We start from the raw sequence: 12448 nt of genomic DNA, 5'->3' as shown, positions 1-12448 counted from the left end.
AGGAAGGGGAAAGACATCATGAACATCCGTGAACGTAAAATAGAGCTGCGCAAGGAACTAGAAGCCAAGCGCTCACTGCTGACTCCTGACATCCGGTCCGCCAAGCAGGCCATAATTAATGAACAGCTTATAGAGCTTGGCAAGGAGCGTCTTTTGGCTCATGCACAAAATTTGTCCTATAGTCCAACTCTGAGTCCTTCTCCTGATTCTCTGCATCCAGACGGCGGCGGGGAAGACGGGACTACAGTCAAGCAAATGGCGCCTACCGTGCTGACTTATATGCCTTTTCGCTCAGAGGCTGATATTACTCCTTTTATGGAGTGGTGCTGGCAGGAAGGGGTGCGTGTACTGTTACCGCGGGTCGTCAAGGAGACGAGAAGCTTAAATTTGCATGCGGTCAGCAGCTATGAGGACGTGGAAGGCAGCTTGTGGGGCATTAGAGAGCCTAAAGCTGAGCTGCCTGTAGAGCATCATATTGAAGCTTTGTCGATGATTCTGGTGCCTGGACTTGCTTTTGACAAAGCGTTTGGCAGGCTGGGCTATGGCGGAGGATTTTATGACCGGTTTATCCAGCTGTTTGCAGCACGCGGGCTGGCCAAGCCCTACTTGGTTGCTGCTGCATTTGATTTGCAGATCGTAGAGCAGGTGCCTGTCTCGTGGCATGATTTTCGTGTAGATGGGCTAATAACAGAAACGCTTGAATTGCATCAGGCTTAAGCATAAACTTAAAGGAGCTGATACCGATGGAGTCTTCCTCCGGGCTGACTCATTTTAACGAGCAGGGGCGCGCCCGCATGGTGGATGTGACCGAAAAGGCAGAAACGAAACGATCAGCAACCGCCAGATGCAGCATCTCCATGCAGCGCGAAACGTTGGAGCTAATTAAGCAAGTCAAGCTGAAGAAGGGCGACGTCCTTGCTGTGGCTCAGGTGGCAGGCATTATGGGTGCCAAGCAAACGTCCAGCTGGATTCCGATGTGTCACCCGATTGCGCTTACAGGCATTGATATTCAATTCTCCGACAATGGGGATAACGAGTTATACATAGAAGCTACCGTTCGTACTACGGGTCAAACCGGGGTAGAAATGGAAGCCTTAACCGCTGTTTCTGCGGCTGCGCTAACAATTTATGATATGTGCAAGGCTGTGGAAAAGAGTATGGTCATAAGCTCTACGATGCTGCTAGCGAAAACTGGCGGTAAAAATGGGGATTTTCACAGAAATGCTCCCCTTTCTTCATGATTTTCTGGTAAAGTAATAAGAAAGAGAGGTGACGCTGATGCGCTGGAAGGTTGCGATTCTAACGGCCAGCGACCGCGGTTTCCGAGGCGAGAGGGAGGACACTAGCGCTCAGGTGATCCGCGAGCTGGTTGAGGAAGAAATTCAGGGGGACATTATCGAGTACCGGGTCGTTCCGGATGAGATGGATGAAATCATGGCTTCCTTGATCGAAATGACTGATTATTATCAGGCTGACCTGATTCTCACAACGGGTGGGACAGGGCTTGCGCTAAGAGATGTTACGCCGGAAGCGACTTTGAATGTCATCGACCGGGTAGCTCCCGGCTTTGCAGAGGCCATGCGAGTCTCATCGATGCAGAAAACCCGCAGGGCGATGCTCTCGCGCGCAGTAGCCGGTATCCGCGGCAGGACGCTCATTATCAATCTGCCAGGAAGTCCGAAGGGCGTGCAGGAGAATTTGATGGCTATCATCGATCAGCTGCCGCATGCGCTGGGTATTCTGACTGGCAAAGAGGGAGAGCATACCGATGAAGCCTGAGGGCATGCTGCGGGAAGTGAAGGTAGAGGATGCGGTTGGCATGGTTTTGCCGCATGATTTGACGCAAATTCTGCCAGGCAAGTTCAAGGGGAGATTATTCCGCAAGGGTTACCAAATTCAAGAGGCGGATATTCCCGCTTTATTAAGCATAGGTAAGGAACACATATATGTTATGGAGCTTGCTCCAGGCTACCTTCATGAGGATGAAGCGGCCGAACGGATGGCGCGGGCAATAAGCGGCGCAAATGTAACATGCACAGAGCCTCATGAAGGCAAGGTCAATGTGAAATCGGCGATTCATGGACTGGCCAAAATCCACAAAGCGTTCGTTGACCGTGCGAATGCAGAGGATCAGGTCGTTATCTCTACGATGAAGACGAACACGGTCGTTCAAGCGGGACAATCCTTGGTAGGTACGAGGGTTATTCCGCTCCTTGTCGAAGAAGCCAAGGTTATGCGGATTGAACAGCAGGCGCGTGAGCTCCGGCAGGCAGGTGAGCCGATTATTGAAGTGAAGCCGTTCCGTAAGCTTCGTGTGGGGCTTATTACGACCGGAAGCGAAGTTTTTAAGGGGCGCATCGCCGATAAGTTTGGTCCTGTTGTTACAGCAAAGGTTGCTGCGCTTGGCTCTGAAGTGATAGATCAGCAGCTGACGCCTGACGATAGTGAGATGATTGTGCGGCACATACATCAATATAGAGCGCAGGGAGCTGATCTGATTCTCGTTACGGGAGGAATGTCGGTAGATCCTGACGACAGGACACCAGGGGCGATCAAGCAGGCTGGAGCCCGGATAGTCAGCTACGGAACACCGATGCTTCCAGGCTCTATGTTAATGATGGCTTATTTGGACGATGTTCCTATAATGGGTTTGCCAGGTTGCGTAATGCACGATCCATATACTTCTTTTGATGTGCTGCTTCCTAGAATTTGTGCAGGTGAGGAAATTGTACGGGGTGATATTACGGAGATGGGGTACGGAGGGCTTTACAACTGTTAGTTTAAACTATAGAAAGGTGGCTGTATGATGCTGCAAAATGTCGGCTTCAGCGAAATTGTACTGCTTGTTATTATCGCGCTTGTTTTGTTCGGGCCACAGAAGCTTCCGGAAATTGCCCGCACGGTTGGAAAAACGCTGGCTGAGTTGAAAAAGGGCGCCCGTGAAATTGTGGAAAATGTGAAGATGGAGCCACCACAAGAAATGATAAAGCAAGCCATGCAGTCAAATCCTCCTGCTCCCCAGAAGAAAGAAGTCACCGTCGAATTGGTTAAAGAAGATTTGATTAAGGAAGATTCGATCAAAGAAGATTCGGCCAAAGAAGAGCAGTTGCTGCCAGATTCAAGTGTTCCTCAGGAGGCCGTTACAACACAAGTCCAGCCTCAGCGGGAACGGGAAAGACGTTTGCCAGATTAATTAGCCCCACCTGAGATCATGTAAACGTTTTATTCTATCTTTTTATGCTATTATTAATAGAAAAAAGTAGGTTGGTGAAACATGTCAATGAAGGAAGAAATGTCCCTGGTAGATCATCTTGGAGAGCTTCGGAAACGGATTATGTGGGTGCTGCTAATGCTGGTCATTGGCATGGTAATCGGGCTGGTATTTGCGCGGTCTTTGATCCGGTTCTTGAAAAGCGTTCCCCCTGCTAATGGCATCGAGTGGAATGTTTTTTCCCCGTGGGACTCCCTCAAGCTTTATATGAATTTTGGCCTTGTTGTTGGCTTGTTAATAACCTTGCCTATTGCGCTCTATCATATTTGGGCTTTTGTGAAGCCGGGTCTTCGCGTATCTGAACAGAAAGCATCGATCATGTACATTCCTGCGGTTTTTATATTTTTTCTGGCAGGTCTGTCTTTCGGTTACTTTGTTGTGTTTCCGCTGGCCTTTCACTTTACGTCTTCGATTAGCCAAAGCCTTGAGATTAATGAGGTTTATGGTGTTTCGCAGTATTTTTCTTTTATGTTCAACATTCTGATTCCCTTGTCGCTAGTTTTTGAAATGCCAATTGTAGTTATGTTCCTTACAAAAATCAGGCTTCTGAACCCCAAGCTGCTGCAGAAATTTCGCCGGTATGCGTATATGCTGATGGTTGTCCTGTCCACATTGATTACTCCACCAGATGCAATTTCAGCTATTCTTGTTTCTATTCCGCTTATTATTTTATATGAAATTGGCGTGTTCTTTTCGACCAGAATCCACCGTAAGCAGCTTTTGCAGGATGCTGAGTGGGCTCAAGAATCGACACCTGAATAAGCAGCTAACGATGATGTCGGCTGCTTTTTCTTTTTTCTTTGGAATAATCGTCCAACCCGTGGATACAATGAAGAGGTGCAAAAAAGTTTGAAAAATGTGTAAAAGGACTTGCAAATTTCCGCTGAAATGATTATCATAAGAATTGTTGTTAGCACTAAGTGCTTATGAGTGCTAATGACCCACAATATAAAAAGAACCATATCTAAGGAGGCTATTTTTCCATGATCAGACCGTTAGGTGATCGCGTAATCATTGAAGCCATTGCGAAGGATGAGGTTACTGCAAGCGGCATCGTGCTGCCAGATACAGCTAAAGAAAAGCCGCAAGAAGGTAAAGTCGTAGCAGCAGGTTTAGGTGTTTTGAAGGATGGCGTGCGTGTTCCGCTTGAAGTTAAAGAAGGCGACCGCATCATTTTCTCCAAATATGCAGGCACTGAAGTGAAGTACGAAGGACGCGAGCTGTTGATTTTGCGCGAAAGCGACATTTTAGCAGTATTTGCTTAATTTACACACACACTCAATTTACACATGCATAGAGTCCATACGGACACTTACTTATTAAATTAGCATTTCGTTATTACTTAACCAAACACTCTTAGGGAGGTTTCATTTTCATGGCAAAAGAAATTAAATTTAGTGAAGACGCACGCCGCGCGATGCTTCGCGGGGTTGATGCTTTGGCTAACGCTGTAAAAGTAACTCTCGGTCCTAAAGGCCGTAACGTTGTACTTGAGAAGAAATTCGGCAGCCCGCTTATCACCAATGACGGTGTGACTATCGCCAAGGAAATTGAACTTGAAGATGCATTTGAAAATATGGGTGCTCAGCTTGTTAAAGAAGTAGCAACCAAAACCAATGATGTAGCTGGTGACGGTACTACAACTGCAACTGTTCTGGCGCAAGCCATGATCCGTGAAGGATTGAAGAACGTAACTGCAGGCGCTAACCCGATGGTTATTCGCAAAGGGATTGAGAAAGCCGTTAAAGCAGCTGTAGAAGAGCTTCAAAAAATTGCTAAGCCGATCGAAAACAAGCAATCCATCGCACAAGTAGCTGCTATTTCCGCTGCTGACGATGAAGTGGGTCAATTGATCGCTGAAGCTATGGAGAAAGTAGGGAATGACGGAGTTATCACAGTAGAAGAATCCCGTGGATTTGCTACTGAGCTGGAAGTTGTAGAAGGTATGCAATTCGACCGCGGCTACATTTCCCCTTACATGATTACAGATACAGACAAAATGGAAGCTGTTCTGGAAAACCCGTACATCCTGATTACTGACAAAAAAATCACGAACATTCAGGAAATTCTGCCTGTTCTGGAAAAAGTCGTTCAATCCGGTAAGCAGCTTTTGATCATTGCTGAAGACGTTGAAGGTGAAGCTCTGGCTACACTAGTAGTTAACAGACTTCGCGGAACATTCACTTGCGTAGCTGTTAAAGCACCAGGCTTCGGCGATCGCCGTAAAGCTATGCTGGGTGACATTGCTGCTCTTACAGGCGGCCAGCTGATCACTGAAGAATTGGGTCTGGAACTGAAATCAACAACTCCAGAGCAACTGGGAAGCGCGCGTCAAATCCGCGTAACCAAAGAAAACACAATCATCGTTGATGGCGCTGGCGACAAGAAAGACATCGGCGCTCGCATCGTACAAATTCGCGCACAATTGGAAGAAACTACTTCCGATTTCGATAAAGAAAAATTGCAAGAGCGTCTTGCTAAGCTTTCCGGCGGTGTAGCTGTAATTAAAGTCGGAGCTGCTACTGAAACTGAGCTGAAAGAGCGTAAGCTTCGCATCGAAGATGCATTGAACGCTACTCGTGCTGCAGTTGAAGAAGGTATCGTATCCGGTGGGGGTACAGCCCTTGTTAACGTTTATAACGCAGTTTCTGCGGTAAATGTATCTGGCGACGAGAAAACAGGCGTTAACATCGTTCTACGCGCTCTAGAAGAGCCTGTACGCACGATTGCTTCCAACGCAGGTCAAGAAGGCTCCGTTATCGTTGAGCGTCTGAAAAAAGAAGAAGTAGGTATTGGCTACAATGCTGCTACCGGCGAATGGGTTAACATGTTTGAAGCTGGTATCGTAGATCCAGCTAAAGTAACTCGTTACGCGCTTCAAAACGCTGCATCCGTAGCGGCTATGTTCCTGACAACCGAGGCTGTCATCGCTGACAAACCGGAAAAAGACAAACCTTCGATGCCTGATATGGGCGGAATGGGTGGCATGGGCGGTATGGGTGGAATGATGTAGTAGGCTGAAAAGCCTGTTGTAAAGGGTTTACTTGAGGGGAAACAGATTTTTGCCCACATTGTGTAAACAGAAGGCACCTTAGAGTGAAAATTGCTCTAAGGTGTCTTATTGCATTTATTTATGAAGTATTCATACATCTCCGAGAATTCAATGGGAAGGGGAACGGATAATTCTTGCTGGTACAGATTTGATATGTGGGCATAATGTTGCGTAAATGATACATAATCCTTCAATTCTCCATAAGCCTGAAGTAGTAACAAGTTCGCATCCTCGTCCCATTCATCGCTTAGAAGCAGCTTCTTGATTAGGAGGGTTGCTTGCTCGGATCTTCGATGCGATATCAGAAGCTGACTCAACTGTTTGGCGAAGTGGGCGTACAAATTGTGCAGACGGACTTGCTCGGTAATCGACCATTCATACGATCGGTCCTCGAATAATTCTCCAGAATACAGTTGTTCGCATGCCAATGCCTGCTCAATATGATCGGATTCAATTGCAGAGAATTGAGATATCTGATCTTCGAATTGCACGAAATCAATCTCGATCTGATCGAGGAGCAACCAGTATTGTTCTTGAGAATGGACAATGATGTTCTTATATCCAAGTGCATGCAGGGTTTTACGTAGCTGATACACATTCGTATTCACGTAGAGTGCAGCATTCATCTGTGGAGTGTCGGTGTAAATGTGTTCGATGATCCGGCTTTTGGAAACCTGGCGATCTCTATGCATGAGCAGGTAGGCGAACAGCTCCATACTTTTCTTCGAGATCCATTTGGCAAGTCCAACTTGCTCGCTCCTTACTTCGAACCCTCCAAAGGCCCGCACCTTCAGCTTTCCGGTGGGGCTGTCCGCAATCATGGATTTCTCTCTGATTCTTGCTGCGGCTCGATCGATCGTCTGCTCTAGACGTGATTTCGAAACAGGCTTAATCATATAATCTAGGGGATAGCTGTCGAATGAATCAATAGCAAATTCCTTGTGTGAGGTTACGAATACAATGTCTATCTCACTGTGGGTAGAACGAAGCTGACGGGCTACCTCCAACCCATGATCCTGCCCAATCATGATATCTATGAATACTAGATCTATGGCTTCTTGTCGTACGTGCTCCAGCGCCTGTTCGGCATCTTGATAGCAACCAACCACGACTACGCCGCTTATCTCGGATAGTAAGTGATTCATCACGATATGCATGGCCTTCTCATCATCAATCACAATAACCCTCATCGCAAATCCCCACCCTCTAGAACAATTGTAAAGTTGCTTCCGCTTCCTGGTTTACTGTGCACCTTGAGATATCCACCGCACATTTGTAGGAATTGCCGGCTTACGAGTAATCCAAGACCAGTTCCTTTCTCGCCAGCGGTGCCTACAGTGGAATCAAACCGAGTTTCATCGAACACATGGCGAATTTGTTCCTCGCTCATCCCCACACCATTATCGGTAACAGAGATTTCGACCCTGCTCTCGGTAGGTATAGCACTTATTTGGATCATGCCACCTTGATTAGAATACTTAATCGCATTGGATAGAAGATTGCGAATTACCAGAATAAGCGCTTCGCGATCGACGTAAACACGAATGTCTTCATCTATATGGACGTGCAGAGTCAATTGCTTCACCTCACAGTTCAGCAAGAGTAAACGACATGCTTCTTCGACAATATCAGATACGAGAAGTGATTCAGGATGCAGCACAATGCCTTCCTTCTGACCGCGGAACCATTCCATGAGATTCTCGACAATCGTATAGGTGTTGCGAATTTGTTCGCCTAATGCATGAATAATCTCGTTGCCAGCTTGGCTGGATGGTCCTTTCTCTTGCTCTAGCAGCTCCAACAAGTTGACTTGAACGGCTAACGGATTACGAATGTCATGGGATACCGCTGTGAAGAGCTGATCCTTCATTTGGTTAAGGTGAGCGATCTGCTCCAGCGTTTGTTGCTTCTCCGTAATATCGATAATGATGGAGATGGTTCCTAGCTTGCGTTGTCGCTGGGTGAAGAATGGATAGATATTCACTATGTATGATTTCTTCTCATGTCCGATCTGTGTACTGATCTCGATTCGGCATTCTTCCATGTGAGCACATGCAGACTGCCACTGGGGCCAAGCTGTGAGTACTTCGCCGTAATTACGGCCTAGAATTGGTCGGTTACCGTTATCCTCTAACAGTAAACGAGCCAATCTATTGCTATCGATAATCTTGCCATCCGTATTCATAATGAGCATCCCTTCATGCATCGTTTCTACAACGATGTTCCTCGCCACGGGGACACTTGTGAATAGTTTCTTCCGCAGAATAATCCAGAACATGATCATGCCACAAATCCCGCTATACACGGAGAGAGGTAGAAGCCACGGAGAGAGAGTGGGCATGAATAACTTCATCATTTCCACCGACGCTGGAATGCTGCCGAACAGGAGCAGCCACATGCCGGCGCCGCGGATTTCAGGACGCGTGCCTCGTATGTAACGGAACAGAACGAATACGCAGCCCGCAATAATGGCATAGCACAATAGATTGAAAGCTAGAGCGTACGGGGACTTGGTCGTGACCAGGTGTCCATTAATCAACTCTTGAGATCTATTAATGATGCGCCAATAAGGATCTGTCCAGATCAGAACGGCCCAGCAAGCGAATAGGGCAAGGAGAGGGAAGCTCCATCGCAGCCTCAACCACCTGTCCTTGCCGATCAGGTCCAGGACAAATAGCACCATCAATGGCACCATGAATAAAAGTGCGGTTTGCTCTATATTTCGAAAAAAAAGCTTGGATTGCAAGTCTGTGCGACTGATCTCGAGAATCACACTTCCGGCATAAACGACTCTACAGCCTAATACCCATACGAAAAAGCGCACACCTCGTTCCCGGTAGTACACGATCGCATACATCAACATGATGCACATTAGAATGGCCGATAGTAGGATTGTGATTGAGGGTAGTGTCCATAGACCTTCCATATATAAGTAAGTTGCTCCTTTGATGTTGAGAGAATTGGATGTTGTAATTGAATTCTATCATAATTTTATCATATCAGTATGCTAGGATGAAAACTAATTGCTACGTAGTTATCATATATGCAGATATGAAAGGTGGGAATTCATGATGTTGCGAGGTTTTTCACGTAAAACAGGACTTACAGCACTGTCAATATTGCTATTGTTAGGAAGTGTCATGTCGTTTCCAGTATCAACTGTACAAGCTGCAGTGCATGGAGGAGTTTTTGAGTATGAGGACCTGGGCGATGGCACCGCTATCATTACAAGCTACATTGGAGCTAGCGGAGTGGATGTTGTCATACCGAATACTGTGGGTAGCGGATTAATTGTGGTCGAAATCGGAATGAATGCTTTCAAGAATAAGCAGCTGCCCTCGGTAACGATTCCTGAAGGTGTGACGACGATCGGGATTGCAGCGTTTGCAGAAAACAAGCTGACTAGTTTGATCCTTCCAAGCAGTCTCACCACAATCGATAATACTGCTTTCATGTATAATGAATTGGCCACGCTGACGATTCCTGAAGGTGTGACGACGATCGGGACTGCAGCGTTTGAAGAAAACAACCTGACTAGTTTGACCCTTCCAAGCAGTCTCACCACAATCGGTAATGCTCTTTTCAAGTATAATGAATTGGCCACGCTGACGATTCCTGAAGGTGTGACGACGATCGGGACTGCAGCATTTGAAGAAAACAAGCTGACTAGTTTGACCCTTCCAAGCAGTCTCACCACAATCGATAATTCTGCTTTCAAGATTAATGAATTGGCCACGCTGACGATTCCTGAAGGTGTGACGACGATCGGGCCACAAGCGTTTGAAGCAAACAAGCTGACTAGTTTGACCCTTCCAAGCAGTCTCACCACAATCGATAATTCTGCTTTCAAGTATAATGAATTGGCCACGCTGACGATTCCTGAAGGTGTGACGACGATCGGGCCTGCAGCGTTTGAAAGAAACAAGCTGACTAGTTTGACCCTTCCAAGCAGTCTCACCACAATCGGTAATGCTCTTTTCAAGTATAATGAATTGGCCACGCTGACGATTCCTGAAGGTGTGACGACGATCGGGACTGCAGCATTTGAAGCAAACAAGCTGACTAGTTTGACCCTTCCAAGCAGTCTCACCACAATCGATAATTCTGCTTTCAAGATTAATGAATTGGCCACGCTGACGATTCCTGAAGGTGTGACGACGATCGGGCCTGGAGCGTTTGAAGAAAACAAGCTGACAAGTGTGATGATTCCGGATAGCGTAACGACAATTGGAAATAGAGCATTTTACTATAACGCGTTACTTTCGGATGTTCTGGTCCTTAGCGAGAATATAACATTCCAGAGTAACCAAATCTTTAATTATAATTTATCCAATCTGACACTATATAGTTATGATTCATCAACTTCGAAGACTTATGCTACTGTTAACAGTCTCCATTTCCAGACAATCACGGCAGAGCTCGCAGACCTGGAACTTAACATACCCGGGTTGACATTCAATCTGGCGGAACGCACCTTCAACCTGATGACAAATGCGAATGCTGTCATCGTGACGCCTACTCCTGTTGTCCCGTTCTCGGAAGTGAAAGTCAATCATACGCTGGTGCCGTACGGGTCGGACTCTCCATCCATCGATCTTACCGAAGGAACGGTGACAATTACCTTGGATGTGGAAGCTCCAGACAACTCTACAGAACAATATACAGTAGTATTTAAGGTTGATCATACTAGCCCATCTATTGATTTGACAGCTAACCCGACAACACCGACGAATGGGAATGTTACCGTAACAGTCGGCACGGATGGTACGGGCAGCGCCATTGACAGCGTGAAATGGGCTACAGGCAGCCAGGTTGCCGCGTTCTTCGCAACAGGCGGACAGGTGCTCACAGGCGGCTCGTTCGCCGCAACTGTTAACGGAACGTATACCGTTTATGCGCGAGACGAGGCAGGCAACGAATCGGTTGAAATGATCACAATCAGCAACATTGATCGAAACGTGCCCACGATTAACCTGACAGCTAGCCCGACAACACCGACGAATGGGAATGTTACTATAACAGTCGGCACGGATGGTACGGGCAGCGCCATTGACGGCGTGAAATGGGCTACAGGCAGTCAGGTTGCTGCGTTCTTCGCAACAGGCGGACAGGTGCTCACAGGCGGCTCGTTCGACGCAACAGTTAACGGAACGTATACCGTTTATGCGCGAGACGAGGCAGGCAACGAAGCGGTTGAAATGATCACAATCAGCAACATTGACCGCAACTTGCCTACGGTCGATTTGACAGCAAGTCCGACAAGTTCGACGAATGGGAATGTCACTGTAACCGTGGCTACCTATGCAAGTAGTGGGATTAGCGAGTTGAAATGGGCAGCAGGCAATGAAGGAACAGCGTTCTTCACGACTGACGGGGAAGCAATTATCGGCAATGAATTCACCGTAACCTCGAATGGCACTTATACCGTCTATGCAAGGGATAATGCCGGCAATGAAGCGGTTGAGACGATCGCAATCAGCAACATTGACCGCAACGTGCCCACGATCGATTTGACAGGGAGTCCGACAAGTTCAACGAATGGGAATGTCACTGTAACCATGGCTACTTATGCAAGTAGTGGGATCAGCGAGTTGAAATGGGCAGCAGGCAATGAAGGAACAGCATTCTTCGCAACCGGCGGAGAAGCAATTGTCGGCAATGAATTTATCGTTACTGCGAATGGTACTTATACCGTCTATGCAAGGGATAATGCAGGTAATGAAGCGGTTGAGACGATCGCAATTAGCAACATTGACCGCAACGTGCCCACGATTGATTTGACAGGGAGTCCGACAAGTTCAACGAATGGGAATGTCACTGTAACCGTGGCTACCTATGCAAGTAGTGGGATCAGCGAGCTGAGATGGGCAGCAGGCAATGAAGGAACAGCATTCTTCGCAACTGGCGGAGAAGCAATTGTCGGCAATGAATTTACCGTTACTGCGAATGGTACTTATACCGTCTATACAAGGGATAATGCCGGCAATGAAGCGGTTGAGACGATCGCAATTAGCAACATTGACCGCAACGTGCCCACGATTGATTTGACAGTGAGTCCGACAAGTTCAACGAATGGGAATGTCACTGTAACCGTGGCTACCTATGCAAGCAGTGGGATCAGCGAG

At 47.1% G+C, this 12448-nt stretch carries 11 protein-coding genes; 9 read left to right on the top strand and 2 right to left on the bottom strand.

The features are described from left to right. Positions 1–18: 18 nt before the first annotated feature. The 8 genes from J2Z66_RS31895 to groL all read left to right on the top strand — a co-directional run bounded on the left by J2Z66_RS31895 (position 19) and on the right by groL (position 6284). A complete protein-coding gene (locus tag J2Z66_RS31895; RefSeq protein ID WP_209976821.1) occupies positions 19–717 on the top strand; it encodes a 5-formyltetrahydrofolate cyclo-ligase in 699 nt (232 codons plus the stop codon). Between the two features lie 26 nt (positions 718–743). Beyond that, on the top strand, positions 744–1241 hold the full coding sequence (moaC, locus tag J2Z66_RS31890; protein ID WP_209976820.1) for a cyclic pyranopterin monophosphate synthase MoaC: 498 nt from the start codon (positions 744–746) through the stop codon (positions 1239–1241). Positions 1242–1278: 37 nt separating this feature from the next. Beyond that, positions 1279–1779, top strand: a complete 501-nt coding sequence (locus J2Z66_RS31885; RefSeq protein ID WP_209976819.1) for a MogA/MoaB family molybdenum cofactor biosynthesis protein — start codon at positions 1279–1281, stop codon at positions 1777–1779. Further along, the gene (locus J2Z66_RS31880; protein WP_209976818.1) at positions 1769–2779 is read left to right on the top strand and encodes a molybdopterin-binding protein; all 1011 of its coding nucleotides are present in this window, start codon (positions 1769–1771) and stop codon (positions 2777–2779) included. Before J2Z66_RS31885 ends, J2Z66_RS31880 begins: the two co-directional genes overlap by 11 nt. 24 nt (positions 2780–2803) lie before the next feature. Further along, the gene (locus tag J2Z66_RS31875) at positions 2804–3193 is read left to right on the top strand and encodes a twin-arginine translocase TatA/TatE family subunit (protein WP_245375996.1); all 390 of its coding nucleotides are present in this window, start codon (positions 2804–2806) and stop codon (positions 3191–3193) included. Positions 3194–3280: 87 nt separating this feature from the next. After that, positions 3281–4033, top strand: a complete 753-nt coding sequence (gene tatC / locus J2Z66_RS31870) for a twin-arginine translocase subunit TatC (protein WP_376774527.1) — start codon at positions 3281–3283, stop codon at positions 4031–4033. Positions 4034–4254: 221 nt separating this feature from the next. Then, positions 4255–4536, top strand: a complete 282-nt coding sequence (gene groES / locus J2Z66_RS31865; protein WP_209976816.1) for a co-chaperone GroES — start codon at positions 4255–4257, stop codon at positions 4534–4536. A 110-nt stretch (positions 4537–4646) separates the two neighbouring features. Then, the gene (gene groL, locus J2Z66_RS31860; RefSeq protein WP_209976815.1) at positions 4647–6284 is read left to right on the top strand and encodes a chaperonin GroEL; all 1638 of its coding nucleotides are present in this window, start codon (positions 4647–4649) and stop codon (positions 6282–6284) included. Positions 6285–6379: 95 nt separating this feature from the next. Here groL and J2Z66_RS31855 read toward each other — a convergent pair whose 3' ends face one another. Both J2Z66_RS31855 and J2Z66_RS31850 read right to left on the bottom strand, forming a co-directional pair. Next, positions 6380–7513 carry a response regulator gene (locus tag J2Z66_RS31855; RefSeq protein ID WP_209976814.1) on the bottom strand — a complete coding sequence of 378 codons (1134 nt, stop codon included), beginning with the start codon at positions 7511–7513 and terminating at the stop codon, positions 6380–6382. Then, a complete protein-coding gene (locus J2Z66_RS31850; RefSeq protein ID WP_209976813.1) occupies positions 7510–9249 on the bottom strand; it encodes a sensor histidine kinase in 1740 nt (579 codons plus the stop codon). The genes J2Z66_RS31855 and J2Z66_RS31850 overlap by 4 nt, the downstream gene beginning before the upstream one ends. A 142-nt stretch (positions 9250–9391) precedes the next feature. On the opposite strand from J2Z66_RS31850, the gene J2Z66_RS31845 reads away from it, so the two are divergent. Continuing rightward, positions 9392–12448, top strand: a 3057-nt coding sequence (locus tag J2Z66_RS31845) for a leucine-rich repeat domain-containing protein (RefSeq protein ID WP_209976812.1), incomplete at its 3' end; no start/stop codon positions are given.

The sequence above is a fragment of the Paenibacillus eucommiae genome (assembly GCF_017874215.1).
Lineage (GTDB): Bacteria > Bacillota > Bacilli > Paenibacillales > NBRC-103111 > Paenibacillus_AI > Paenibacillus_AI eucommiae.
Note: the sequence above shows the minus strand (reverse complement) of the source record. Positions and strands in the feature narration are given on the sequence as shown.